This is a genomic window from Streptomyces sp. bgisy159 (genome assembly GCF_057707805.1).
Genome location: NZ_JBYIQX010000014.1, coordinates 66,937 through 92,729 on the forward strand (window position 1 = coordinate 66,937; position 25,793 = coordinate 92,729).

Sequence of the window (25,793 nt, forward strand, 5' to 3'; positions counted from 1 at the left end):
CGCGGACCTGGAAGCGACCTAGAAGTCCTCGTCCAGGTCGACCGTGCCCTCGACGGCGACCTGGTAGGCCGACGGCCGCCGCTCGAAGAAGTTGGTCAGCTCCTGCACGCCCTGCAGCTCCATGAAGGAGAACGGGTTCTCGGAGCCGTAGACCGGCGCGAAGCCCAGCCGGGTCAGCCGCTGGTCGGCCACGCACTCCAGGTACTGGCGCATCGACTCGGTGTTCATGCCCGGCAGCCCGTCGCCGCACAGGTCACGCGCGAACTGCAGCTCCGCCTCGACGGCCTCCCGCAGCATGTCGGTCACCTGCTCCTGGAGCCGGTCGTCGAACAGGTCCGGCTCCTCCTTGCGGACCGTGTCGACCACGTCGAACGCGAACGACATGTGCATGGTCTCGTCGCGGAACACCCAGTTGGTGCCGGTGGCCAGACCGTGCAGCAGACCCCGGCTGCGGAACCAGTAGACGTACGCGAAGGCGCCGTAGAAGAACAGGCCCTCGATGCAGGCGGCGAAGCAGATCAGGTTGAGCAGGAACCGCCGGCGCTCGGCCCTGCTCTCCAGCCGGTCGATCTTCTCGACCTCGTTGATCCACTTGAAGCAGAACCCGGCCTTCTCACGGATGGACGGGATGTTCTCCACCGCGTCGAAGGCGGCGGCCCGGTCCTCCGGGTCGGGGAGGTAGGTGTCCAGCAGGGTCAGATAGAACTGGACGTGCACGGCCTCCTCGAACAGCTGGCGCGACAGGTACAGCCGCGCCTCGGGGGAGTTGATGTGCTTGTACAGCGTCAGCACCAGGTTGTTCGCCACGATCGAGTCGCCCGTCGCGAAGAAGGCCACGAGACGGCCGATGAGGTGCTGCTCGGCGGGGCTGAGCTTGGCGAGGTCGGCGACGTCCGAGTGGAGGTCGACCTCCTCCACGGTCCAGGTGTTCTTGATGGCGTCCCGGTAGCGCTCGTAGAAGTCGGGGTAGCGCATGGGGCGCAGCGTCAGCTCGAAGCCCGGGTCGAGGAGATGGGCGTTGCGTTCGGACTTCTCGGACATCACTGGCAGGCCTCGCAGGACTCGGGGTTCTCAAGGGAGCAGGCGACCGCTTCGGGATCGGCGGCCTGCTGCACGGGGACGGATGCCTGCGCGGCGCGGGCGATACGGGTCGCCGGGCGCGAACGCAGGTAGTACGTCGTCTTCAGCCCGGACTTCCAGGCGTACGCGTACATCGAGGAGAGCTTGCCGATGGTCGGCGTCTCCATGAAGAGGTTCAGGGACTGCGACTGGTCGAGGAACGGCGTGCGCGCCGCCGCCATGTCGATCAGCCCGCGCTGCGGGATCTCCCACGCCGTGCGGTAGAGCCGCCGTACGTCCTCGGGGATCCACGCGAAGTCCTGCACTGAGCCGGCCGAGTCGCGCAGCGCCTCACGGGTACGGGCGTCCCACACGCCGAGATCCTTGAGGTCCTGCACCAGATACGAGTTGACCTGGAGGAACTCACCGGACAGCGTCTCGCGCTTGAACAGGTTCGACACCTGCGGCTCGATGCACTCGTACACGCCGGCGATGGAGGCGATGGTGGCCGTCGGCGCGATGGCCAGGAGGAGGCTGTTGCGCAGGCCGACCGCCGCGATCCGCTCACGCAGCGCCGCCCAGCGCTCCGGCCAGGTCAGCTCCACCCCGTAGTGGTCGGGGTGCAGCACGCCCTGCGCGGTACGGGTCTTCTCCCAGGCCGGCAGCGGGCCGCCGCGCTCGGCCAGGTCGGCGGACGCCTCGTACGCGGCGAGCATGACGCGCTCGGCGATGCGGGTCGACAGGGCCTTCGCCTCCGGGGAGTCGAAGGGCAGCCGCAGCTTGAAGAAGACGTCCTGCAGGCCCATCGCGCCCAGACCCACCGGCCGCCACCGGGCGTTGGAGCGGCCCGCCTGCTCGGTCGGGTAGAAGTTGATGTCGACGACCCGGTCGAGGAACGTGACGGCCGTGCGGACCGTCTCGTCCAGCCGCTCCCAGTCGAGGCCACCGGTCGCCGGGTCGGCGAACGCGCCGAGGTTGACCGACCCCAGGTTGCACACCGCCGTCTCGCCGTCGTCGGTGACCTCCAGGATCTCCGTGCAGAGGTTGGAGGAGTGGACCACGTGCCCCGGCAGGGCGGTCTGGTTGGCGGTGCGGTTGGCGGCGTCCTTGAAGGTCATCCAGCCGTTGCCGGTCTGCGCGAGGGTGCGCATCATCCGGCCGTACAGGTCGCGGGCCGGGATGGTCCGGCGGGCCAGACCGGCCGCTTCCGCCTTGCGGTACGACGCGTCGAACTCCTCACCCCACAGGTCCACCAGTTCGGGCACGTCGGCGGGGGAGAACAGCGACCACTGCTCGTCGGCGGCGACCCGGCGCATGAACTCGTCCGGCACCCAGTGCGCGAGGTTCAGGTTGTGCGTACGGCGGGCGTCCTCACCGGTGTTGTCGCGCAGCTCCAGGAACTCCTCGATGTCGGAGTGCCAGGTCTCCAGGTAGACCGCGGCAGCGCCCTTGCGCCGGCCGCCCTGGTTCACCGCGGCGACCGATGCGTCGAGGGTCTTCAGGAACGGCACGATGCCGTTGGAGTGACCGTTGGTGCCGCGGATCAGCGAACCCCGGCTGCGGATGCGGGAGTACGACAGACCGATCCCGCCGGCGTGCTTCGACAGGCGGGCCACCTGGTGGTAGCGGTCGTAGATGGAGTCCAGCTCGTCCAGCGGGGAGTCGAGGAGGTAGCAGGACGACATCTGGGGGTGCCGGGTGCCGGAGTTGAACAGGGTCGGCGAGGACGGCAGGTAGTCCAGGCGGCTCATCAGGCCGTAGAGCGCGGCGACCTCGTCCACGGCCCGGTCACCCGCCCCCGGAGCGAACGCCGCGTCCTCGGCGAGGCCGCCGGCGACCCGCAGCAGGAAGTGCTGGGGCGTCTCGACGACCTTGCGGGTGAGGGGGTGGCGCAGCAGGTAGCGGCTGTACAGGGTGCGCAGGCCGAAGTAGCCGAAGCGGTCGTCGGCGCCGGTGTCGACCAGCGCGTCCAGCCGCTCGGCGTGCAGCCGGGCGAACTCGGCGGTGCGGTCGGCGATCAGGCCCTCGCGGTGACCGACGGCGATCGACTCGGTGAACGTGGTCACGCCCTGGGAGGCGGCCTCGGCGCGGATGGTGAGGGTGAGCAGCCGGGCGGCCAGCCGCGAGTACGCGGGGTCCTCGGAGATCAGGCCGGCCGCCGCCTCCGTGGCCAGCTCGCGCAGCTCCGCCTCGTCGGCGCGCGCCGACCGGCCGCGCAGCGCGGCGGCGGCGACCCGGCCGGGGTCGGCGTCGGGCAGGTCGGCGGTCAGCTCGGTGAGGGACCGCAGCAAGGCGGTCCCGGGGGCGTCCTCTGCGGTCGGGACGGCTGAGGCCGGGTCTGCTGGCGCGATGGTCACGTGGGGCTCTCCCTCGCTGGCACGGGGGCCTCGCGCGGGGGCAGGCGGCGGCGCACGAGCGCACGCGGCGTCGCGCCCACCGGCCCATTCCACGAGGCCCGGACGTCAGGCATCCCGGCCGGGCGGCCGGGCGCGCTGTCGGCAGGTCCTCGGACTGACTCCTGGGCACGGCGACGCCCGGGAACGGCGGTTCCGGGGAGAGGACGTGCACAAGTACACCGTTGCGGGACAGTTCCGGATTCACACCGGATTCCCCTGCGGCGACAGCGAGCATGAGCATACATCTTGTGCTCGCCTGTCACGCCACCCCCAGATGTTGTGGCGGGGCGGTTTCAGAGGGTCAACTCGTAGGTGAGGAGAGTGAGGTCGTCCAGGTGCGGCACCGGGTTCCAGTCCCGCTCGGGTGTGCGGACGAAGCCGAGACGTTCGTAGATCCGGTGTGCGGTGTGCATGCTGCGCTGGCTGGACAGAACGACGGCCGTGCAGCCCTCCGTGGCCCGCGCCCGCTCCAGGCAGGCCCGCACGAGTGCCTCGCCGGCGCCCCGGCCGCGCGCCGCGTGCGCGACCGCGAGCGCACGGATCTCGGCCTCACCGGGTCGCGCGATGTCGGCGACCGGACCGGGTCCGGCGACGAAGGTGACGCCGCCGAGGAGCCGGTCGCCGTCCACGGCCACCAGCACCTCGGCGGCGGCCGCCCGCGCGGCGACATCCTTCAGCACCGGCAGATACTCGTCCTCCTCGCCGTAGTCGAGGAGCCCGTCCTGGAGGTAGGCCTGCGCGGTGATCTCGGCGAGGGTGTCGTACTCGGCGGGCGTGACGGGGCGGATGACGATGTCCATGGGGCCGAGTGTGCCGGACCGGTCCGACGGTGGCCGCCGGATTTCGGGGGAGGGGTGCTGCCGGCCGGTCGCGCCGCGCTTCGCGCCCGCTTCGGGGCGCACGCCGAGCGGACGCGGCCACCGAGCGGATGCGGCCACCGAGCGGATGCGGTGGACCACCGAGCGGACGCGGCGGGACACCGAGCGGTGTGCTCTCGGTGGCCCGCCGCGGGGTGCGTGCGGGAGACCGGTCATGCGGCGCGCGGCGCGCGCCGACGGTGCCGGGCGCCCGATCCGGCGGCGCGCCCCTCGGGGGGCGGGCGTCAGTGCCCCGTGGCCACCGGCAGCTCCGTCTGCACGCCCGGGTCGCCGGCGTCGGCCGTGTAGTCCTCGGGGCGGGTCTCGTCCACGCCGTCGGGGGCGTTGACGGCCTTCAGGACGAAGGTGAGGACGACCGTCACCGCCACGTTGAGGACGAAGGCCGTGAGGCCGATGTAGCCGACCTCCTCGATACCGGGGATCTCCTTGGAGGAGCCGGCGAAGTGGGCCTGGGTCGGAGAGGAGACGCCGTAGGCCGCGAGGGTGCCGTAGACCATGCCGACCGCCCAGCCGGCCAGCAGGGCCCAGCGGTGGAACCAGCGGGTGAACAGGCCGCCGACGAGGGCCGGGAAGGTCTGCAGGATCCAGATGCCGCCCAGCAGCTGGAAGTTGATGGCGACCGTCTTGTCCATGGTGAGGACGAAGACCAGGGCGCCCACCTTCACCAGCAGCGAGACCAGCTTGGAGACCCTGGTCTCCTCGGCGGCGGTGGCGTCCGGCTTGATGAAGTCCTTGTAGATGTTGCGGGTGAAGAGGTTCGCCGCCGCGATCGACATGATGGCCGCGGGGACCAGGGCGCCGATGCCGATGGCCGCGAAGGCCACGCCCGCGAACCAGGCCGGGAACATGTTCTCGAACAGCTGGGGGATCGCCAGCTGGCCGTTGGCGACCTTGACCCCGGCCGCGATCGCCATGAAGCCGAGCAGCGCGAGCAGGCCGAGCATCAGCGAGTACAGCGGCAGGATCGTGGTGTTGCGGCGGATCACCTCACGGCTGCGGGAGGACAGCGTCGCGGTGATCGAGTGCGGGTACATGAACAGGGCGAGCGCGGAGCCCAGCGCCAGCGTCGCGTACCCCCAGTGGCCGGCCTCGGGCGGGATCAGGCCGCCCTTCCCGGCCGTGGCGAACTTCTCGCCCGCCGAGGCGAAGATGTCGTCGAAGCCGCCCAGCTTGATCGGGATGTAGATGATCGCCACGGCGATGACGATGTAGATCAGGGTGTCCTTGACGAAGGCGATCAGCGCGGGCGCGCGCAGGCCGGACGAGTAGGTGTACGCGGCCAGCACGCCGAAGGCGATGAACAGCGGCAGGTCCTTCACGAACCAGTTGGTGTCCTCGCCGCCCCCGACGCCCATCACGTCCAGCACCGCCTGGATGCCGACCAGTTGCAGCGCGATGTACGGCATGGTGGCCAGGATGCCGGTGACGGCCACCGCCAGCGACAGGCCCTTGGAGCCGTACCGGCCGCGCACGAAGTCCGAGGTCGTCACATAGCCGTGCTTGTGGGACACCGACCACAGCCGGGGCAGGAAGGTGAAGATCAGCGGGTAGACGAGGATCGTGTACGGAACGGCGAAGAAGCCGGCCGCGCCCGCCGCGTAGATCGCCGCGGGTACGGCGACGAAGGTGTACGCCGTGTAGAGGTCGCCGCCGAGCAGGAACCAGGTGACCCAGGTGCCGAACGACCGCCCGCCCAGGCCCCATTCGTCGAGGCTGTGCTCGTTCTCGGCCTTGCGCCAGCGCGCGGCCAGGAAGCCCATGACGGTGACGGCCAGGAAGAAGAAGATGAAGACGGCGAGCGCCACGCCGTTCACACCGTCGTTCACGCGTCCGCACCCCCCTTCGCGGCGGCACGGGCACGCTGGTCACGCTGCCAGAGCCGGTAGGCCACCAGGGTGAGCGCGGTGGAGATCAGCACCCACAGCATCTGGTACCAGTAGAAGAACGGGATCCCGGCGAACTCCGGGTCCGCCTTGGCGTACGAACCGACCCACAGCATCGCCACGAAGGGCGCGAGCAGGCAGAGGGCGATGACGACGCGTGACGGCGTCACCATCGGCTCTCTGGTCGGTGTGTCCGGGGCTTGTGACATCTGGCGACTCCGTCCCCTTGCAGATCACCTGATCAACGAGCAGGCAATGTAGGTGACGGATAAAGCCGAGCGGAAGACCCGGTCCGCATATTGTTCTGTCATTTCCCCGCGAGGGGGGTGCCACCCCCGCCGGGTGGCCCCGGGTCACTCCGCCGGGCGCCTCAGACGTGCCACGAACTTGTACCGGTCGCCCCGGTAGACGGACCGCACCCACTCCACGGGAGCGCCCTGCCGGTCGAGGGAGTGACGGGAGAGCATGAGCATCGGCAGGCCGACGTCGGTGCCCAGCAGTCCCGCCTCGCGCGGTGTCGCCAGCGAGGTCTCGATGGTCTCCTCGGCCTCGGCGAGGTGGACGTCGTAGACCTCGGCGAGGGCGGTGTACAGGGAGGTGTACTTGACCAGTGACCGGCGCAGGGCGGGGAACCGCTTGGCGGACAGGTGGGTGGTCTCGATGGCCATCGGCTCGCCGTTGGCCATGCGCAGCCGCTCGATGCGCAGCACCCGGCCGCCGGTGGCGATGTCCAGCAGGCCGGCCAGCCGGTCGTCGGCGGTGATGTACCCGATGTCCAGCAGCTGGGAGGTGGGCTCCAGCCCCTGGGCGCGCATGTCCTCGGTGTAGGAGGTGAGCTGCAGGGCCTGGGAGACCTTCGGCTTGGCGACGAAGGTGCCCTTGCCCTGGATCCGCTCCAGCCGGCCCTCGACGACCAGTTCCTGCAGCGCCTGGCGGACGGTGGTGCGCGAGGTGTCGAACTCCGCGGCCAGGGTCCGCTCGGGCGGCACCGGGGTGCCCGGGGCCTGCGTCTCGGTCATGTCGAGCAGGTGCTTCTTCAAGCGGTAGTACTTGGGCACGCGCGCGGTACGGACGGTCGTCCCACCCTCGTTCTCCGCACTGCTGACGTCGGTGCTCATCCTCTGCCTTCCCGGGGGGATTCCCGCGCGATCCGCGATCCCCTCTGTATACCGTCCGTGACCAGGGTTGGTCTAGTCCATCGCCGCCAAGTGGTCTACCCGAAGTGTCCCGCATGACGGCCTTCTTTTTGAGGGGTTCTTACTTAAAGGTTCCTGCATATGTAGGTCCCATAACGGCTGGTCGGGGCCTATCCGAGACCCTTGACACACCTTTTGGTCTGGGCCAAGCTCCGGTTACTGGTCTACACCATTGGTCCAGGTCCCGGCCCCATGGGCGGTACGCGTTCACGCTCGACCGCGGGGAGGCAGGGGGGTTTGTGGCATCCCTGAGGAGGGTGGCGTGAAGCGCAAGCTGGCAGCGGCGATCGGTATCGCGGCGATGATGGTCTCGGTCGCGGCGTGCGGGGACAGTGACGACAACGGCGGCGGCTCCGACAAGGGCGCGGACGTCAAGGAACTCACCGTCTGGCTCACCGTCGACGCACAGAACAACTGGCCGGAGCTGGTGAAGGCCGCCGACGACGCGGTGGCGAAGAAGCACCCCGGCATCAAGATCAAGCACGAGTACTACGGCTGGCCGGACAAGAACGCCAAGCTCGACGCGGTGCTCGCCACCGACAAGGCGCCCGACGTCGTCGAGATGGGCAACACCGAGATGCTGTCCTACATGGTCAAGGGCGCCTTCGCCCCCGTCGACGCCGGCCAGTTCGAGAACTCGGGCGCCTGGCTGGACGGCCTCAAGGCGTCGGTGACGTACGACGGCAAGACGTACGGCGTGCCGTACTACGCGGGCGGCCGGGTCGGCAACTACCGCAAGGACGTCTTCGCCGAGGCGGGCGTGAAGACCGCTCCCAAGACCTACGCGGAGCTGACGGCCGCGCTGGACAAGGTGCAGGAGAAGAAGGGCGACAAGTTCTCCGCCTGGTACCAGCCCACCCGCGACTGGTACGCGGCCATGTCCTTCGTCTACGACGCCGGCGGCTCCATCGCCGAGGAGCAGGGCGGCCAGTGGAAGGCCAACCTCTCCTCGCCGGAGTCCGTCAAGGGTCTGACCGAGTTCAAGAACGTCGTCGACAAGTACATGCACGGCGACAAGACCAAGGACGAGTCCGACCGCTACATCGTCTACGGCCAGGGCAACGCCGGCATGATCTTCGGTGCGGCCTGGGAGGGCGCGACCGCCGCCGCCCCGGAGAACGACAAGACCGGCAAGCTCAAGGACAACCTGGAGAACTTCGTGATGCCGGGTCCGTCCGGCAAGAACCTCCCGGTCTTCCTCGGCGGCTCCGACCTCGCGATCCCGGTCAAGTCCGACGCGCAGGCCGTCGCCGCGGAGTGGATCAACGCGTTCACCGGCGCCTCCGGCCAGAAGGGCCTGATGGGCAAGGGCAACCTGCCCAACAACAAGACCGACCTCGCGACCCTGAAGAACGACCCCGCGACGGCGGTCCCGGCCACCGCGGCCGAGCTGAACTGGTTCGTCCCGATGGCGCCCGGCTGGGGCCAGGTCGAGAAGGCGCAGATCCTGCAGACCATGCTGCAGTCCATCGGCACCGGCAAGAAGTCGGTCGAGGAGGCCGCCAAGGAGGCGGACGCCGAGATCGACGAGGTCATCAACAACAAGTGACCCGAGCGTGGGGCCCGTCGAGACCCGGGGGACAACGGGGGGCGGGCCCCGCGCCCCCGTACGGCATCCGCCGTACGGGACCACCACCCACGTACGACCGCGGTGCGTCCCGGCCCCGGCGGGGCGGCCGCGCGGGACCGGCCCCGCGACGGGCCGCGCCGGCCGGCCTCCACCACGACGGCCACGGTGCGGCCCGGCCGCGAAGCCCCGCCCGGCCGGACTCCGCGCGGGGGACGACCACGCTCGGCCCGGACCGACGTCCGGCCGTACGGGGGCCGGCACGCCGGCGACCGTGCGGGACCCGGGCGGGCGTCGGGGCCTGTGGGATCCGTGGCCGGCGTCCGGCCGTGTGGGACCCGAGGCCGGCGTCCGGCGCCTGTGGGACCCGTGGCCGCCGTCCGGCCGGGCGGGGTCCCGGACCGGCGTCCGGTCGTGTGGGGTCCCGGACCGGCGTCCGGCCGGGCGGGATTCCGCCCACGCCCGCCGTGGGGGACCCCGGCCCGCGTCCGCGGCCGCTGGGGCTTCGCTTTCGTACGACCTGAGGGACCGCTGAGGAGCGCGCGATGAGTGCCGACACGACCACCCCCGCCAAGGTGCCGCCACCGCGGCAGGCGCCGCCACCGGCCGCCCCGGGCCGGCCGCGCGCACGGCGCGCGGAGGGCGGCGCCGCCACTCCGTGGCTGCTGCTCGCGCCCTGCCTGCTGGTGCTCGCCCTGGTGATGGGCTACCCGCTGGTCCGCCTGGTCACCCTGTCCTTCCAGAAGTTCGGCCAGTCCCAGCTCTGGGGCTTCCAGCCCGCCGAGTCCGCGGGCGTGGACAACTTCACCAAGGTGCTCGGCGACGACACGTTCTGGCAGGTGGTGCTGCGCACCATCGTCTTCGCGGCCGGCTGCGTGATCCTGACGATGGTGATCGGCATGCTGATCGCGCTGCTGCTGCAGCGCGTCTCCGGCTGGGTGAAGACGCTGATCAACATCGCGCTGGTGGCCAGCTGGGGCATGCCCGTCATCGTCGCCACCACCGTCTTCAAGTGGCTCTTCGACTCCGACTACGGCGTCCTGAACGCCGTGCTGAGCAAGCTGCCCGGCGTCGACCTCGTCGGCCACAACTGGTTCGCCAGCGGCCCGCAGGGCCTCGCCGTGATCATGCTGCTGGTGATCTGGGGCGCCGTGCCCTTCGTGGTCATCACCCTCAGCGCCGGCCTCACCCAGGTCCCCCGGGAGCTGGAGGAGGCGGCCCGGCTCGACGGCGCGGGCGCCTGGGGCGTCTTCCGGTACGTCACCCTGCCCATCCTCAAGCCGATCATCGTGATGCTCACGACCCTGTCGGTGATCTGGGACATGGGCGTCTTCCCGCAGGTCTTCGTCATGCGAGGCGGCCACCCGGAGGCCGAGTTCCAACTGCTGACGACCTACTCCTACGACCGCGCGTTCGTCGTCAACGACTACGGCCAGGGCTCGGCGATCGCCCTGATCACCGTGGTGCTGCTGCTGGGTGTGGTCGCCGTGTACATGCGCCAGATGCTGAAGATCGGAGAGGTCGAATGAGCGCCGACACCAAGGCCGGGCTCCTCGCCGCCGCGCCGCGCGGGAAGTCCAGGCTCGGCTGGAACCTCCTCGGTCTCCTGGTCTTCCTCACCGCGGGCTTCCCCGTCTACTGGATGCTCAACACGGCGTTCAAGCCGGCCAAGGACGCCATCGACCCCGACCCCAGCCTGTTCCCGACCGGACTGACGACGTCCAACTTCAGCCGGGCGCTGGACATCGCCGACTTCTGGGGGCCGGTCGGCCGCAGCGCCGTGGTCTCCCTGTCCGTGGTCCTGATCGGGATCGTCGTCGGCATGCTGGCCGCGCTCGCGATCTCCCGGTTCGCCTTCCGCGGCCGAAAGATCGTGATCGTGGGCATCCTCGCGGTCCAGATGGTCCCGCTGGTCGCCATGATCATCCCGGTCTTCCTGCTCCTGAACGACCTGGGCCAGTACGACCGGCTCACCGGCCTGATCATCACCTACCTGACCTTCGTCCTGCCCTTCACGGTGTGGACGCTGCGCGGCTTCATCGTCAACATCCCCAAGGAGCTGGAGGAGGCCGCCATGGTCGACGGCTGCACCCGCACCGGGGCGTTCGTCCGGGTCGTCTTCCCGCTGCTCGCCCCGGGCATGGTCGCCACCTCCGTCTACGCCTTCATCCAGGCGTGGAACGAGTACCTGTACGCGCTGATGCTGATGAGCCAGCAGAACCAGACCGCGACCGTGTGGCTCAGCAACTTCAGCACCAAGCACGGCACCGAGTACGCCCCGATGATGGCCGGCGCCACCATGATGGCCGTCCCGATCGTCGCCCTCTTCCTCCTCGTCCAGCGCAAGATGGCCGCGGGTCTGACCGCGGGCGCCGTGAAGGGATGACCCCGTTTCCATGACGACTCTTGCCAGCGGTACCGACACCCTCACCCGTGACGCGCTGACCGTCCTGCAGCCCGGCTTCCCCGGCACCACCGCCCCGGACTGGCTGCTGCGCCGCCTGGGCGAGGGCCTGGCCTCGGTCGGCCTGTTCGGCCGCAACATCGCCTCGCCGGAACAGCTCACCGCCCTGACCGCGCAGTTGCGCGCGGAACGGGACGACGTCCTGGTCGCCATCGACGAGGAGGGCGGTGACGTGACCCGCCTGGAGGTCCGTACCGGCTCCTCCTTCCCCGGCAACCACGCCCTCGGCGCCGTCGACGACACCGAGCTCACCCGGGCCGTCGCACACGAACTGGGCCGCCGCCTCGCCGCGTGCGGGGTCGACTTCAACTGGGCGCCCTCCGCCGACGTCAACTCCAACCCCGACAACCCGGTGATCGGCGTCCGCTCCTTCGGCGCCGACCCGGCGCTGGTCGCCCGGCATACCGCGGCCTACGTCACCGGCCTGCAGTCGGCCGGCGTCGCCGCCTGCACCAAGCACTTCCCCGGCCACGGCGACACGGCCGTCGACTCCCACCTCGCGCTGCCCCGCATCGACGCCGGCGCCGCGCTGCTGGGCGAGCGCGAGCTGCTGCCCTTCCGCGCGGCCATCGCCGCCGGGACCCGCGCCGTGATGAGCGCCCACATCCTGGTGCCGGCCCTGGACCCGGACCGCCCGGCAACGTTGTCCCGCCGCGTCCTGACCGACCTGCTGCGCCGGGAGCTGGGTTACGACGGGCTGATCGTCACCGACGGCATGGAGATGCGGGCCATCGCCGCCACCTACGGCATCGAGCGGGGCAGCGTCCTCGCCGTCGCCGCCGGTGCCGACGCCATCTGCGTGGGCGGCGGCCTCGCCGACGACGAGACGGTACGCCGGCTGCGGGACGCCCTGGTCGCCGCCGTCCGCTCGGGCGAGCTGGCCGAGGAACGCCTCGCCGACGCGGCCGAACGCGTCCGCGCGCTGGCCCGCTGGACGGGTTCCCGGGCCACCGCCGGCCGGCCGGACGACGTCCGCGGCGACATCGGTCTGGTCGCCGCCCGCCGCGCCCTGCGCGTCACCTGCGTCGGCACGTTCGCCCCGCTCACCGCCGCGCCCTACGTCGCCGCCTTCGCCCCGGTCACCAACATCGCAGTGGGGGACGAGACCCCCTGGGGCGTCGCGGCGGACCTGGCGGGCCGGCTGCCCGGCACCGAGACCGCGGCCTTCACCGGTGACGACGCCGGGCACGCGGCGCTGGCGGCGGCCGGGGACCGCCGGATCGTCGCCGTGGTCCGCGACGAGCACCGCCACCCCTGGATGAGCCGCGCCCTGGACACCGTCCTGGCGGTCCGCCCCGACACCGTCGTGGTGGAGATGGGCGTCCCCCAGGCCCCGGCCAGAGGCGCCGTGCACATAGCGACCCACGGCGCGTCCCGGGTGTCCGGCACGGCGGCGGCGGAGGTCATCGCGGGGAGTTGACCCGTACGACGACGACAGGCGCCGGCTCCCCGCAGGGACCGGCGCCTGTCGTCGTCTCCAGGGGCCTCAGACGCCCTGCCACTCCGGCTTGCCCGCGTACGTGTGCCGGAAGTAGTCCGCCAGCTTCAACTTGGCCGCGGCCGCCTCGTCCACCACGACCGTCGCATGCGGGTGCAGCTGCAGCGCCGAAGCCGGGCACACCGCCGCGACCGGCCCCTCGACCGTCGCCGCCACCGCGTCCGCCTTGCCCTCGCCCGTCGCCAGCAGCACCAGGTGGCGCGCTTCGAGGATCGTCCCGATGCCCTGGGTGATGACGTGGTGCGGCACCTGAGCGATGTCCCCGTCGAAGAACCGCGCGTTGTCCACCCGCGTCTGCTCGGTGAGCGTCTTGATCCGGGTACGGGACGCGAGCGAGGAGCACGGCTCGTTGAACCCGATGTGCCCGTCGGTCCCGATGCCCAGCAGCTGCAGATCGACGCCGCCCGCCTCGGCCAGCGCGGCGTCGTACGCCGCACAGGCCTCCGGTACGTCCTCGGCCGTGCCGTCGGGCCCCAGGAACTGCTCCATGCCGATGCCGAGCGGCTCCAGCACCTCGCGGCGCAGCACCGAGCGGTAGGACTCCGGGTGCTCGCGGGGCAGCCCCACGTACTCGTCGAGCTGGGCGACCCGCGCGCGTGAGGCGTCGACGGCCCCGGAGCGGACCTTGGCCGCCAGCGCCTCGTAGACGGGCAGCGGGGTGGAGCCGGTGGCCACACCGAGCAGGGCGTCGGGCTTGCGCCGCAGGAGCCGCGCCATGGCCTCGGCGATGAGCTCGCCGCCCGCCCTGGCATCCGGGACGATCACAACTTCCACGCTGGGCCTGCCGTTCTGAGGAGGGACTCGGGAGGGACGGGACCGGACCCGGAGGGTCCATGTGGTTTAGACCAATCTAACAGAGGTGCCCCCCGCCCCGCAGGCCCCGCGCACGCCCCGCACGCCCGCCTCCGCGGTCTTTCTCTAGCGGCCGCTCTAGAATCCTGGTCATGGAGCCCGGCGAGACGACACGGCAGCCCCAGGCCACCCCCCGGGGCCGGGGCCGCCCCCGCTCCTTCGACCGGAGCGCCGCGCTCCGCAAGGCGGTGATGGCTTTCTGGTCGGAGGGGTACGAGGCGACCTCCGTCTCCGACCTCACCCGCGCCATGGGCATCGGCGCCCCGAGCCTCTACGCGGCGTTCGGCGACAAGCGCTCGCTGTTCGAGGAGGCCCTGTGCCTCTACGACGACGAGTTCGGCTCCTTCACGGCGCGCGCCCTGCGCGAGGAGCCCACCGCCCGGGCCGCCGTGGCCCGGCTGCTGCGCGAGGCGGCGGCCGAGTTCACCGACCCGGCGCACCCGCACGGGTGCATGGTGATCCACGCGGCCACCAACTGCACGACCCCGGAGGTGGCCGAGACGCTGCGGCGGCGACGCAACGCGAGCATCGCCGCCATCGAGGACCGCCTCCGGGTCGGCGCCGCCGCCGGCGAACCGCTCCCCGCGAACCGGCCCGAGACGCTCGCCCGGCACGTGGCGGCCGTCTTCCAGGGCATGTCGCAACAGGCGCGGGACGGGGCGAGCCGGGAGGAACTGGCGGCGGTCGCGGAAATTGCCCTGTCCATCTGGGTCCGCACAGGAACCCCCACGCGTTAGGCTGCTGGGAAACAGCCTCCAACGCATGGACACACCGAGTGGTCTAGTCCACAATCGACGTGTGTGCGTGAACGCGAGAACGCGCAGACTTCCGCCTTCCCCGCACAGGAGGGCGGACCGAGGATCCGGAGCTCTCTGCCCTGACTGCCCCGGCTCCTCACCTTCGGCCGACCGGGACCGCACACCCCACGGCCGATATTGCTCCGGGCTGCGGTGCCGGGAGGGTTGAGGGTCCCTCCCAGGCGCCGCGGCCCGCGGGTGTTTTTTCGGCCACCCGCACGCCCCCGGGTACGCTCCAGACGTGCCCTCCATGAACGAACTCGTACGCCAGCACACCGCACTCGGCGACTCCGACCTCGAGTGGCTGCACCTGCTGGTCTCGGAGTGGCAGCTGCTCTCCGACCTCTCCTTCGCCGACCTGGTGCTGTGGGTGCCCACCCGGGACGGCACGCGGTACGTCTCGGTGGCCCAGATGCGGCCCAACACCGGCCCGACCTCCTACCAGGACGACATGGTCGGCCACCTCGTCCCGCGCGGCCGCCGCCCCATGCTGGACGTCGCCCTCGACGAGGGCCGCATCGTGCGCGAGGGCGACCCGGAGTGGCGCGAGGAGGTGCCGGTACGGGTGGAGTCCATCCCCGTACGGCGTGAGGGCCGGGTCCTCGGGGTCATCGCCCGCAACACCAACCTGCTCACCGTGCGCACCCCGAGCCGGCTGGAGCTGACCTACCTGCAGAGCGCCTCCGACCTGGCGCAGATGATCGCGGCCGGCTCCTTCCCGTTCATCGACCAGCAGGTCGACATGGACGCCTCGCCGCGCGTCGGCGACGGCCTGATCCGGCTCGACGCGGACGGCATCGTCCAGTACGCCTCTCCGAACGCCCTGTCCGCCTACCACCGGCTCGGCCTCGCCGCCGACCTGGTCGGCCAGCACCTGGGCCTGACCACCGCCGAGCTGGCTCCGACCCGGGGGCCGGTCGACGAGGCGCTCGCCAAGGTGGCCAGCGGATGGGCGCCGCGCGAGTTCGAGATCGAGGCCCATGACGGGGTCATCCAGTTCCGCGCCATCCCGCTCAAGCCCAAGGGCACCCGGATCGGGTCCCTCGTCCTGCTCCGGGATGTCACCGAACTACGCCGCCGCGAACGCGAGTTGATCACCAAGGACGCCACCATCCGGGAGATCCACCACCGGGTGAAGAACAACCTCCAGACGGTCGCGGCGCTGTTGCGGCTGCAGGCCCGCCGCATCGACTCCGAGCGTGGCCGCGAGGCTCTGGAGGAGGCGGTCCGCCGGGTCGGTTCGATCGCCATCGTGCATGAGACGCTGTCCCAGAACCTCGATGAGCAGGTGGAGTTCGACGAGATCGCCGACCGGGTGCTGGCGATGGTCGCCGAGATCTCGCCGGGCAGGGTGACGGGCCGGCGCACCGGCCGCTTCGGCATCCTCGACGCGGAGGTCGCCACCCCGCTGTCCATGGTGCTCACCGAGATCCTGCAGAACGCCCTCGAACACGGCTTCCGCCAGGACGACACCGGCAGGGTCGAGGTGTCCGCGGTCCGCGGCGGCACCGCGAAGGAGGCCCGCCTCCTGGTGACGGTCCAGGACGACGGCGTCGGCCTGCCCGAGGGCTTCGACCCGCACACCGCGGGCAACCTCGGCCTTCAGATCGTGCGGACGCTGGTGGAGGGGGAGTTGGGCGGAACCTTCGACATGGTGCCGGCGCCGGAGCGGGGGACACAGGTGATCCTGGACATCCCGGTGCGGGCGCAGAAGTAGGCGCCCGGCCCGACCCGGTCACCTGGTCGGTCCGTCCCGGGCCACACGGTCCGTCCCGGCCGCATGGTCCGGACAGCAAAGAGCCCCGGACCATGTGGTCCAGGGCTAGTGCTCCCTGCTGCTGGTACTCAGCGCTTCGGGGGTACTGCGCGCTGCGGCTCGGGGGCGGGAGATGCGTACGCGCCGTACGCGCCGCCAAGCTCAGGCTGTTGCGGGGTGGGTGCGTCAGGCGGAGGCCTGACGGGCCCGGTTGCGGGCGGCGCGGCGCTTCATCGCGCGGCGCTCGTCCTCGCTGAGACCACCCCAGACGCCGGAGTCCTGACCGGACTCAAGCGCCCACTGCAGGCACTGCTCGATAACCGGGCAGCGACGGCAGACGGCCTTGGCTTCCTCGATCTGCAGCAGCGCAGGACCGGTGTTGCCGATGGGGAAGAAGAGCTCGGGGTCTTCCTCGCGGCAAACGGCGTTGTGACGCCAGTCCATGGCTGCTACCTCTCCTTGGTATTACGTGCAGGTTGCTTGTGAATGTGAACGCTTTCACGAATCCCTCAACAAGTGAAGGGCCGACCGCCAGGTTCCCTGGCGAGGTCCTGTGAGTTTGAAGAGGGGTTCTGGTGATCAGTGGGAGCCGGTGTTGCGGGCTGTCCCGATCGCCACGTAGAGACTCGCAAACCTCAGCGGCGGATACAACCCCTTCCGGAAAGTTTTTTTTGATTCCTCGGTGTCGACTAGGTCACAGCCGTACTTCCATGGGGTGGATCCTGGCCTAAACGTTCGAGTGAAAGGACTTTCGCGTCTTCTGCTCACACAATCACACGCAGTGCACGGTGTACGCCTGTGAACGTCACGCTGGTGCGCAGTCCCAGGTGGTCACCGTCCATCTGCAGGGGCAGCGGCACCTTCGAATGCAAGGTGAAGCCCTCCAGATCGTGCAGTGAGACCGCATGCCTGCCCTGGGGGCCCCGCTCGGGGGACGAAAGAAGCAACTGGGTGCCATACCGGGCAACAGCGGCGGTCGACAGACGGCTGAGACCGAGTACGTCGAGGCCGGTATCGAACGAGGCCTTAGGCGACGAGTACATCGGGCGATTGCCCAGATAGGTCCACGGAGCCGTGTTGCAGACTATGGACAGCACCAGATCGGTCACCGGCTCGGCGTCCGGCCGCTCCAGGGTGATCGTCCCGTGCCGGCGGTGCGGCTCGCCCAGTAGCTGGCGCACCACCTGCCGGACGTAGAGCGCGTGGGTGGACTTCCTTCCGCGCTCGCGGTGCTGCTCCACGCGGCCCACCACCCCGGCGTCGAAGCCCAGCCCGGCGTTGAACGTGAACCAGCGCGAGGGCACCGCCTCGTCCTCCGTGCCCGGCGTGCCGGAAGTCAGGCCGAGACCGACCGTGCGCTCGCTGCCCTGGCGCAGCGCGTCCAGCAGGGCGCCGGTGGCCTCCACCGGATCGTTGGGCAGACCGAGGGCGCGGGCGAAGACGTTGGTGGAGCCGCCGGGCACCACGGCGAGGCCGGGCAGGTGCTCGGGCTGGGGGCCGTCGTGCAGCAGTCCGTTCACCACCTCGTTCACGGTGCCGTCGCCGCCGAGCGCCACCACCATGTCGATGTCGTCGCTCTGCGCGGCCTGCCGCCCGAGGTCGCGCGCGTGCCCGCGGTACTCGGTGGTGACCGCTTCCAGCTTCATCTCGCTCGCCAGCGCGTGGATCAGGACGTCACGCGTCCGTGCACTCGTAGTGGTGGCTGCCGGATTGACCACGAGAAGTGCACGCATGGATGGCAGCGTACCTACTGGGGGGTACCGGGCACAGTTCGAGGTGGGGATCCGGCCGGGGATCACAGCCCGGCGGCTACCCTTCACCTGTGAGCGCTGAGCAGAATCCCGACACCCAGGAACCGGACCTCGCGGGCCCCCGCCCCCGGCGCCTGACCTACGCCGCCGCGCTGGTCGGACTGGAAGGGCTGGCGCTGCTCGTCGGCGGGGTGCTGATCGCGGTGCTCGGGCTGATCGGGGAGCCGGACGACCGGGAACAGGCCGTCACCCTGGGGATCACGCTGCTGGCGCTGGCCCTGCTGCCGTTGCTGGCCGCCCGCGGGCTGCTGGGCCGACGCGGCTGGAGCCGGGGCCCCGCCGTCATCACCCAGATCATGGCCCTGCCCATCGCCTACAACCTGCTCCAGGCCGACAGCGCGGCCGTCCCCGGCGGGATCCTGCTCGCCGTGGTGGCCGTGGCCGCGCTGGTGCTGCTCGTCAACGGCGAGACGACCCGGGCCCTCGGCATCCGGGGACCGGGCCGCGCACCGGGGAAGTAGCCGGTCCGACGGTCCGGCCCGGCGTTCTACTCCTCCACCAGCAGCTTCTCCCGCAGCTGTGCCAGCGTCCGCGCCAGCAGCCGCGACACGTGCATCTGGGAGATGCCGACCTCCTGTGCGATCTGCGACTGGGTCATGTTGCCGAAGAACCGCAGCAGCAGGATGCGCTTCTCGCGCGGCGGGAGGTCCTCCAGCAGCGGCTTGAGCGACTCCCGGTACTCCACGCCCTCCAGCGCCTCGTCCTCCGCGCCGAGGGTGTCGGCGACCGCGGGGGACTCGTCGTCGGTGTCGGGGACGTCCAGGGACAGCGTGGAGTACGCGTTGGCGGACTCCAGGCCCTCCAGGACCTCCTCCTCCGAGATCGACAGCTTCTCCGCCAGCTCGTGGACGGTGGGGGAGCGGCCGTGCAGCTGGGACAGCTCGGCCGTCGCCGTGGTCAGCGACAGCCGCAGCTCCTGCAGCCGGCGCGGCACCCGCACCGCCCAGCCCTTGTCGCGGAAGTGCCGCTTGATCTCGCCCACGACCGTCGGCGTCGCGTACGTGGAGAACTCCACGCCGCGGTCCGGGTCGAACCGGTCCACCGACTTGATCAGGCCGATGGTGGCGACCTGGGTGAGGTCGTCCAGCGGCTCTCCCCGGTTGCGGAAGCGGCGCGCCAGGTGCTCGACGAGTGGCAGGTGCATACGGACCAGCTGGTTGCGCAGCTCCGCGTACTCCGGGCTGCCGTCCCTCAGCGCGCGCAGCTCGACGAACATCGCCCGCGCCCCGCTGCGGTCCTGAGGCTCGTGCTGCGCGCCCGGCACGCCCGGTGCACCCGGCTCGTCGTATCGCTCGTGCTCGCTCATCGTCCCGCCCGTCGCCCTGTGCCGAGCCGTCGCCCCCGCCCGGCCGGGGGAGCCCCCGCCGCGTCGCGTGCGGGGCGCGCCCTGTGCGGCATCGCGCCGCTCGCGCCGGTCCCCGCCGCCCGGGGAACCGGCCCCCGGCGCGGCGTCCTCCGGGTGCGGCCGGGCCTGCTCGGGGATGCCGTCGATGCCGTCCCTGCCCTCGACGGGCCTCGCCCCGCGTCCGGAACCGCCCGGAGGGGCCGCAGTGCCCTCCGCGGCGGACAGCTCACGTGTGCCGCGCTCTTCGTCCCGCACCGGCCCGTCCCCGTCCTTCACGCCGGCCCGGGGCCGGCGCCGCGCTGTTTGTAGAGGCTGATCGAAACCGTCCTGTCCTCGTCGACGGCGGAGGAGACCTTCCCCGCGAGGGCCGACAGCACGGTCCAGGCGAAGGTGTCGCGCGAGGGCGCGTGGCCGTCGGTGGTCGGGGCCGAGACGGTGACCTCCAGTGAGTCGTCCACGAGGCGGAAGACACAACTGAGCACCGAGCCGGGCACCGCCTGCTGCAGCAGGATCGCGCAGGCCTCGTCCACGGCGATGCGCAGATCCTCGATCTCGTCCAGGGTGAAGTCCAAACGGGCCGCGAGGCCGGCCGTGGCCGTCCGCAGCACCGACAGGTAGGCACCCGCAGCCGGCAGCCGGACCTCCACGAAGTCCTGGTTCGCCGCGGGCTCGCCTGCGATCTGGGACACCCTCACCTCCAAGGTGGTACAAGCTGTTCGGGGCCGAGGGTCGCCCCCCGGGGGTAACGCGAAGTGTGGTACTGCGGTGACGCTATCGCGCCGTGAACTTTCCTGTCCCCGGGACCCCTGACCCCCTGGCGTCACTCACAGTAAAACTCCGGATACGCTCCGTGTCTAGGGGGTCTGCGAGTCCAAATGGGAAGAGGGCGCGCCGGGTTGACGTACCCAGGCGTCAGACGGTCGAACCGTGCGCCGGGTGCGCTGCCTCCATGGTGCACCTCACACGGCCTCACACCACGAGTACATGGTCCACGAAACACCAGCGCCAGCTCTCGCCCGGTTCGAAGGTCCGCATCACGGGATGCCCGGTGTCACGGTGGTGGCCCGTGGCGTGGCGTCCCGGCGAGGAGTCGCAGCAGCCGACGTGGCCGCACGTCAGACACAGCCGCAGCTGCACCGGGTGGGAACCCTCGCGCAGGCATTCCGGGCAGGTCTCGCTGATCGGCCGGGGTTCGGGACGAGGCAGCGCGTCGGCGTGCGTGCACTGTTTCATGATTGCCAGATTACGACGGCCGTGCGGACGGCCGCGCGGAAAAACGAGGGCGGGCAAGACATGGACGTGATGCCACTGTTGCTGCTGGTGGCGGGGAGCGCCGCGGTCGCGGCGGCGGCCCGGCGCACCCCGGTGCCGGCGCCGCTGCTGCTGGTGGCGGTGGGCCTGGCGGTGTCCTACCTTCCCGGCGTCCCCGGCTACACCCTCGACCCGCACGTGTTCCTGCCCCTCGTCCTGCCGCCCCTGCTCTACCTGTCGGCCACCGACAGCTCCTACCTGGACCTGCGCGCGCACGCCCGGCCGGTGGCCCTGCTCTCGGTCGGCTACGTGCTCTTCGCGACCTGCGCCGTCGGCTGGGCGGCGTACCTGATCGTGCCCGGGCTGCCGCTGACCGCGGCGCTGGTGCTGGGCGCGGTGGTGGCGCCGCCGGACGCCGTCGCGGCCACCGCGGTGGCCCGCCGCGTCGGCCTGCCCTCGAAGATCACCACGATCCTCCAGGGCGAGTCCCTGCTGAACGACGCCACCGCGATCACCGCCTACAAGGTGGCCCTCGCGGCCGCCGTCGGCGAGGGCGCCTCCTGGGCGGGCGGCATCAAGGAGTTCCTGGTCGCCTCGGTCGGCGGCCTCGCCGTGGGGCTGATCCTGATGGTGCCGATCCACTGGCTGCGCACGCACGTGCGCGAGGCGCTGCTGCAGAACACGCTCTCCCTGCTGATCCCCTTCGTCGCCTACGCGGCCGCCGAACAGTTCCACGCCTCCGGCGTCATCGCCGTGGTCGTCGTCGCCCTCTACCTCGGCCACCGCGCGTGGGAGGTCGACTTCGCGACCCGTCTGCAGGAGGAGGCGGTGTGGAAGATGGTCGCCTTCGTCCTGGAGTCGGCGGTCTTCGCCCTGATCGGCCTGCAGCTCCCGGTCGTCCTCAAGGGCCTCGACGCGTACGAGGGCGCGGCCGCCGCCTGGTACGCGGTCGCCGTCTTCCTGGTGGTCGTCGCCGTGCGCTTCCTGTGGGTGTATCCGTCGACCTTCCTGCCCCGGCTGCTGTCGGCGCGCATCCGCGCGCGCGAGGAGAACCCGACCTGGCGCGGGCCGGTCGTCATCTCCTGGGCCGGTATGCGGGGCGTGGTGTCGCTGGCCGTCGCCTTCTCCATCCCGCTCACCGTGGAGCACGGCGACGCCGGCTTCCCGCACCGCAACCTGATCCTCTTCCTGACCTTCACCACCGTCATCGGCACCCTGGTGGTGCAGGGAGTGACCCTGCCGCCGCTCATCCGCCTGCTGCGGTTCCCCGCCCCCGACCCGCGGGCCGCCACCCTCGCCGAGGCCAACGCCCAGGCGCAGGCGTCCCTGGTCGCCGAGCGGCGCCTCGACGAACTCCTCGCCGACGACCGCAACACCCTGCCGCCCCCGCTGGCCGACCGGCTGCGCGCGGTCCTGGAGCGCCGCCGCAACGCCGTGTGGGAGCGTCTCGGGCAGGCCAACCCGGTCACCGGCGAGACCGTCGACGACACCTACCGCCGGCTCTCCCGCGAGATGATCAGCGCCGAACGCGAGGTGTTCGTCCGTCTCCGCGACGGCCGGTACATCGACGACGAGATGCTGCGCACCCTGCTGCGCCGCCTCGACCTGGAGGAGGCCGCGGCGTTCCGGGAGGCGGCGTGAGCCGCCTCAGCCGGGGAACGGCGCCCCCGTGATCACCGCCGCGAGCCGGGTCCCGCGCGGGAACGCGCTCTCGCCCGCCAGGGTGAGCAGTCCGTACAGCATTTTGGCGACATACAGTCGCTCGACGGGCAGCCCGTGCCGCTGCTCGAAGTCCGACGCGAAGGCGTGGAGCTCGCCGGTGGTGCGGGCGTAGCCGCCGAAGTGGAACCGCTCGTCGAGGGTCCAGCCGCCGCGCGGCCCGCCGAAGGCGGCGCTCTGCAGCCGGCGTATCTCCCCGGTCAGGAAGCCGCCCCGGAGCACGGGGACGCCCACCACCCGCTGTTCCGGGGCCAGGCCCGCCGCCAGTCCGGCCAGGGTCCCGCCGGTGCCGCACGCGAGCCCCACCACGTCGGCCCGGCCGCGCAGCTCCGCACCGAGCGCCGCGCACCCGCGTACCGCCGCCGCGTTGCTGCCGCCCTCCGGCACCACGCAGGCGTCCTCGGCGCCCGCCTCGCGCAGCACGCGCGCGAGGACGTCGGGCTCGCCCTTGCGGCGGTAGGTCGACCTGTCGACGAAGAACAGCCGCATCCCGTCGGCCGCGCACCGGGCGAGGGACGGGTTGAGCGGGCGGTCGGCGAGTTCCTGGCCGCGTACGACCCCCACGGTGCGCAGGCCGAGCAGCCGGCCCGCGGCGGCGGTGGCGCGCAGGTGGTTTGACCAGGCGCCGCCGAAGGTCAGCAGGGTCCGCCCGGCGGCGGCGTCCAGGTTCGGCACCAGCTTGCGCCACTTGTTGCCGATCAGCTCCGGGTGGATCAGGTCGTCCCGCTTGAGCAGCAGCCGCACGCCGTGCCGCGCGAAGCGCTCGTCGGCCGCCTCCACGAGGGGGGACGGCAGACGGGACGCGAGGACGGCCGGGCCGTGCGGGCTGGTGGGGGCGGCCGGGCCGTGCGGGCCGGTGGGACGGGCCGGACCGTCCGGGCCGGTGGGTCTGATCACCCCACCATTGTCCGGTCAGCCGCGCGCGGCGCTGCGTACGGTCACTTCAGCCGTGCCCGGATCCGCTCCCGCATCCATGTCATCGAGAACCCGCGCGGGTCCACCTTCCCGGGCTGCCACTCCCGGTGGCCGATGACCGACCGCTCCGTCCAGCCGTGCTGCCGGCACACTGCCGCCGCGGCCCGTTCCATCGCCGTCAGCTGCGCCTCCGGCCACGGGTCCTTCCCGTCACCGAGGTTCTCGCACTCGAAGCCGTAGAAGTGGCGGTTGCCGTCGGTGTTGGCCTCGTTGTCCGGCGGCAGGCGCTTCTCGGCGATCACCGCCCGCAACACGTCGTCGTCGCCGGCGCCGGCGTGGTTGGCGCGGCCGTAGCCGACGAGGTGGACCGTGCCGTCCTTGGTGATCACGCCGTGGCACAGCGGGCCCGGCAGGTCCGGGCGGCCCCTGCGGCACAGCTCCACCGTGTGCGCGGCGCCCCTGGTCACCGTGTGGTGGAGCATCACCCCGTGGACCGGCCCCCACGGGCCCTTGTGGTTGCGGTTGTGGTGGCGCCAGTCGCCGACCTCGACGACGGTGAGACCCTCCTGCCTGAGCCGGTGCAGAAAGCGGTCCGCGGACATGGGGGTGGCCATGTTCTCTCCTTCGCGTCGCGTCGCATCGCTGTACCGCTGCTTGTACCGACGGCGGAGGGTCCCTCAGACATCGTTCGCATGACGTGCGAACCGATCCAGACAGGGTCATATCGTCAGATCGAATGAAAAGAGCAGGTCAGGGTGGGTGCGCTGACGGAATCACTCCGGCTGCCCAGTCGTGCGATGATCCAATCCCGCTCGTTCGTGTAATAGCACCGACACGTTCTGTGATGGAAGGGTTGCCCGTGAGATCGATGCCCGGCGCAGAACGGCGCCGGTGCACGTAGTGGGAGGGCATTTCTCATGTCGGTAGGCGAAGAGATCCGCACGGGGCAGGACCGGCCGCAGCAGAGCCTCGGCACCAGTGCCGCGCGGAATCTGGCCACCACGACCAAGTCCGTACCCCAGATGCAGGAGATCAGCTCCCGCTGGCTGCTGCGGATGCTGCCCTGGGTGGACCTACAGGGCGGCACCTACCGGGTGAACCGCCGGCTCACGTTCGCGGTCGGCGACGGCCGCGTCACCTTCGTCAAGACCGGTGACCGGGTCGAGGTCATCCCCGCCGAGCTGGGTGAACTGCCCGCGCTGCGCGGCTACGAGGACGAGGAGGCACTCGCCGAACTCGCCCGGCGTTGCCGGCAGCGGGAGATTCCCGCCGGGCAGATCATCGCCTCCTTCGGCAGCCGGACCGACGAGGTCTACCTGCTGGCGCACGGCAGGGTCGAGAAGATCGGCACCGGCCCCTACGGCGAGGACGAGCTGCTCGGCGTGCTGGCCGACGGCGCCTACCTCGGCGAGCAGGCGCTGCTCGACCCGGACGCCATCTGGGAGTACACGGCCCGCGCGAGCACCGCGTGCACGGTGCTGGTCCTGTCCCGCCACGACGTCGAACAGGTCGCGGAGCGCACCGAGTCCCTCGCCGGGCATCTGCAGGAGCGGCGCTCGGCCCCCGAGGAGCGGACCAACCGCTACGGGGAGAAGGAGGTCGACCTCGCCGCGGGCCACTCCGGCGAGCCCGACATCCCGCACACCTTCGTGGACTACGAGGCCCGGCCCCGCGAGTACGAGCTGAGCATCGCCCAGACCGTGCTTCGCATCCACACGCGCGTGGCCGACCTCTACAACCAGCCCATGAACCAGACCGAGCAGCAGCTACGGCTCACGGTCGAGGCGCTCAAGGAGCGCATGGAGCAGGAACTCGTCAACAACCGCGACTTCGGCCTGCTGCACAACTGCGAGTACGACCAGCGGATCCAGCCGCACGACGGGGTGCCCGGCCCCGACGACATGGACGAACTGCTGAGCCGCCGGCGCGGGACCAAGCTGTTCCTCGCCCATCCTCGCGCGATCGCCGCGTTCGGGCGTGAGCTGAACAAGCGCGGCCTGGTGCCGGAGACCATCGACGTCGGCGGCAACCGGATCCCCACCTGGCGCGGTGTGCCCATCTACCCCTGCAACAAGATCCCGGTCACCGAGGCGCGCACCAGCTCGATCATCGCGATGCGTCTGGGCGAGCAGGACCAGGGCGTCATCGGCCTGCGCCAGTCCGGCATCCCCGACGAGATCGAGCCGAGCCTGTCCGTGCGGTTCATGGGCATCAACGAACAGGCCATCATCAAGTACCTGGTGACGTCGTACTACTCGGCCGCCGTGCTGGTACCGGACGCGCTCGGCGTGCTGGAGAACGTCGAGATCGGCCGCTGGCGGTGACCTTTCCGGCCCGCACGCCGTGTCCCCGCCCTCCGGGGCGGGTACACCCCGGGGGGAAGAGGGGGACCTCATGACCGACTTC

Annotated in this window: 23 protein-coding genes and 1 riboswitch; of the genes, 9 read left to right on the forward strand and 14 right to left on the reverse strand. The window is 71.2% G+C overall.

What is annotated here, in order from left to right:
• Nucleotides 1-18: 18 nt before the first annotated feature.
• The 6 genes from AC3ET3_RS16185 to AC3ET3_RS16210 form a co-directional block, all read right to left on the reverse strand.
• A complete protein-coding gene (locus tag AC3ET3_RS16185; protein WP_432134009.1) occupies nt 19-1,041 on the reverse strand; it encodes a ribonucleotide-diphosphate reductase subunit beta in 1,023 nt (340 codons plus the stop codon).
• Nucleotides 1,041-3,416, reverse strand: a complete 2,376-nt coding sequence (locus AC3ET3_RS16190; protein ID WP_432134010.1) for a ribonucleoside-diphosphate reductase subunit alpha — start codon at nt 3,414-3,416, stop codon at nt 1,041-1,043. Before AC3ET3_RS16190 ends, AC3ET3_RS16185 begins: the two co-directional genes overlap by 1 nt.
• A 123-nt stretch (nt 3,417-3,539) precedes the next feature.
• Nucleotides 3,540-3,696: riboswitch (cobalamin riboswitch) on the reverse strand.
• Nucleotides 3,697-3,748: 52 nt separating this feature from the next.
• Nucleotides 3,749-4,255: a GNAT family N-acetyltransferase gene (locus AC3ET3_RS16195; RefSeq protein WP_432134011.1), complete on the reverse strand. Its 507-nt coding sequence runs from the start codon at nt 4,253-4,255 to the stop codon at nt 3,749-3,751.
• 302 nt (nt 4,256-4,557) lie between these two features.
• Complete coding sequence (gene mctP, locus AC3ET3_RS16200) at nt 4,558-6,159, reverse strand: monocarboxylate uptake permease MctP (RefSeq protein WP_432134012.1); 1,602 nt, start codon at nt 6,157-6,159, stop codon at nt 4,558-4,560.
• Nucleotides 6,156-6,425, reverse strand: a complete 270-nt coding sequence (locus AC3ET3_RS16205; protein WP_435612373.1) for a DUF3311 domain-containing protein — start codon at nt 6,423-6,425, stop codon at nt 6,156-6,158. Before AC3ET3_RS16205 ends, mctP begins: the two co-directional genes overlap by 4 nt.
• 144 nt (nt 6,426-6,569) lie before the next feature.
• Nucleotides 6,570-7,334: a GntR family transcriptional regulator gene (locus AC3ET3_RS16210; protein WP_432134014.1), complete on the reverse strand. Its 765-nt coding sequence runs from the start codon at nt 7,332-7,334 to the stop codon at nt 6,570-6,572.
• 340 nt (nt 7,335-7,674) lie between these two features.
• Between AC3ET3_RS16210 and AC3ET3_RS16215 the strand changes: the two genes are divergently transcribed.
• From AC3ET3_RS16215 to AC3ET3_RS16230, 4 genes are all read left to right on the forward strand, one after another.
• The gene (locus tag AC3ET3_RS16215) at nt 7,675-8,961 is read left to right on the forward strand and encodes an extracellular solute-binding protein (RefSeq protein ID WP_435612374.1); all 1,287 of its coding nucleotides are present in this window, start codon (nt 7,675-7,677) and stop codon (nt 8,959-8,961) included.
• Nucleotides 8,962-9,524: 563 nt separating this feature from the next.
• Nucleotides 9,525-10,508, forward strand: coding sequence for a carbohydrate ABC transporter permease (locus tag AC3ET3_RS16220; protein WP_432134016.1), 984 nt, complete (start codon nt 9,525-9,527; stop codon nt 10,506-10,508).
• Nucleotides 10,505-11,365: a carbohydrate ABC transporter permease gene (locus AC3ET3_RS16225; protein ID WP_432134017.1), complete on the forward strand. Its 861-nt coding sequence runs from the start codon at nt 10,505-10,507 to the stop codon at nt 11,363-11,365. Before AC3ET3_RS16220 ends, AC3ET3_RS16225 begins: the two co-directional genes overlap by 4 nt.
• 10 nt (nt 11,366-11,375) lie before the next feature.
• Entirely contained in the window at nt 11,376-12,863 is a 1,488-nt protein-coding gene (locus AC3ET3_RS16230) for a glycoside hydrolase family 3 protein (RefSeq protein ID WP_432134018.1), read from the forward strand.
• Between the two features lie 66 nt (nt 12,864-12,929).
• Here AC3ET3_RS16230 and nagB read toward each other — a convergent pair whose 3' ends face one another.
• Nucleotides 12,930-13,715 (reverse strand): glucosamine-6-phosphate deaminase, encoded by a 786-nt coding sequence (gene nagB, locus AC3ET3_RS16235; RefSeq protein ID WP_432134019.1) that lies wholly within the window; start codon nt 13,713-13,715, stop codon nt 12,930-12,932.
• 170 nt (nt 13,716-13,885) lie between these two features.
• On the opposite strand from nagB, the gene AC3ET3_RS16240 reads away from it, so the two are divergent.
• Together AC3ET3_RS16240 and AC3ET3_RS16245 are read left to right on the forward strand one after the other, a co-directional pair.
• Nucleotides 13,886-14,530 (forward strand): TetR/AcrR family transcriptional regulator, encoded by a 645-nt coding sequence (locus AC3ET3_RS16240; protein ID WP_432134020.1) that lies wholly within the window; start codon nt 13,886-13,888, stop codon nt 14,528-14,530.
• 301 nt (nt 14,531-14,831) lie between these two features.
• Nucleotides 14,832-16,307: a sensor histidine kinase gene (locus tag AC3ET3_RS16245; RefSeq protein WP_432134021.1), complete on the forward strand. Its 1,476-nt coding sequence runs from the start codon at nt 14,832-14,834 to the stop codon at nt 16,305-16,307.
• Nucleotides 16,308-16,532: 225 nt separating this feature from the next.
• Here AC3ET3_RS16245 and AC3ET3_RS16250 read toward each other — a convergent pair whose 3' ends face one another.
• Entirely contained in the window at nt 16,533-16,790 is a 258-nt protein-coding gene (locus AC3ET3_RS16250) for a WhiB family transcriptional regulator (RefSeq protein WP_003992873.1), read from the reverse strand.
• A gap of 320 nt (nt 16,791-17,110) precedes the next feature.
• Nucleotides 17,111-18,079 carry a diacylglycerol/lipid kinase family protein gene (locus AC3ET3_RS16255; protein WP_432134022.1) on the reverse strand — a complete coding sequence of 323 codons (969 nt, stop codon included), beginning with the start codon at nt 18,077-18,079 and terminating at the stop codon, nt 17,111-17,113.
• Between the two features lie 89 nt (nt 18,080-18,168).
• On the opposite strand from AC3ET3_RS16255, the gene AC3ET3_RS16260 reads away from it, so the two are divergent.
• The gene (locus tag AC3ET3_RS16260) at nt 18,169-18,618 is read left to right on the forward strand and encodes a hypothetical protein (RefSeq protein ID WP_432134023.1); all 450 of its coding nucleotides are present in this window, start codon (nt 18,169-18,171) and stop codon (nt 18,616-18,618) included.
• A 26-nt stretch (nt 18,619-18,644) separates the two neighbouring features.
• Here the strand turns inward: AC3ET3_RS16260 and AC3ET3_RS16265 are convergent, their stop codons facing one another.
• The 3 genes from AC3ET3_RS16265 to AC3ET3_RS16275 all read right to left on the reverse strand — a co-directional run bounded on the left by AC3ET3_RS16265 (nt 18,645) and on the right by AC3ET3_RS16275 (nt 20,735).
• Entirely contained in the window at nt 18,645-19,778 is a 1,134-nt protein-coding gene (locus tag AC3ET3_RS16265) for an RNA polymerase sigma factor SigF (protein WP_435612375.1), read from the reverse strand.
• On the reverse strand, nt 19,775-20,191 hold the full coding sequence (locus tag AC3ET3_RS16270; RefSeq protein WP_137301875.1) for an ATP-binding protein: 417 nt from the start codon (nt 20,189-20,191) through the stop codon (nt 19,775-19,777). Before AC3ET3_RS16270 ends, AC3ET3_RS16265 begins: the two co-directional genes overlap by 4 nt.
• Nucleotides 20,192-20,471: 280 nt before the next feature.
• The gene (locus AC3ET3_RS16275) at nt 20,472-20,735 is read right to left on the reverse strand and encodes a UBP-type zinc finger domain-containing protein (RefSeq protein WP_432134025.1); all 264 of its coding nucleotides are present in this window, start codon (nt 20,733-20,735) and stop codon (nt 20,472-20,474) included.
• A 60-nt stretch (nt 20,736-20,795) separates the two neighbouring features.
• Between AC3ET3_RS16275 and AC3ET3_RS16280 the strand changes: the two genes are divergently transcribed.
• Complete coding sequence (locus tag AC3ET3_RS16280; protein ID WP_432155887.1) at nt 20,796-22,394, forward strand: Na+/H+ antiporter; 1,599 nt, start codon at nt 20,796-20,798, stop codon at nt 22,392-22,394.
• Nucleotides 22,395-22,400: 6 nt separating this feature from the next.
• Here AC3ET3_RS16280 and AC3ET3_RS16285 read toward each other — a convergent pair whose 3' ends face one another.
• Both AC3ET3_RS16285 and AC3ET3_RS16290 read right to left on the reverse strand, forming a co-directional pair.
• Entirely contained in the window at nt 22,401-23,267 is an 867-nt protein-coding gene (locus tag AC3ET3_RS16285; protein WP_435612406.1) for a 1-aminocyclopropane-1-carboxylate deaminase/D-cysteine desulfhydrase, read from the reverse strand.
• A 143-nt stretch (nt 23,268-23,410) separates the two neighbouring features.
• A complete protein-coding gene (locus AC3ET3_RS16290; RefSeq protein ID WP_432134027.1) occupies nt 23,411-24,001 on the reverse strand; it encodes an N-acetylmuramoyl-L-alanine amidase in 591 nt (196 codons plus the stop codon).
• A gap of 303 nt (nt 24,002-24,304) precedes the next feature.
• Between AC3ET3_RS16290 and AC3ET3_RS16295 the strand changes: the two genes are divergently transcribed.
• Nucleotides 24,305-25,711, forward strand: coding sequence for a family 2B encapsulin nanocompartment shell protein (locus AC3ET3_RS16295; protein ID WP_435612376.1), 1,407 nt, complete (start codon nt 24,305-24,307; stop codon nt 25,709-25,711).
• Nucleotides 25,712-25,793: the final 82 nt, after the last annotated feature.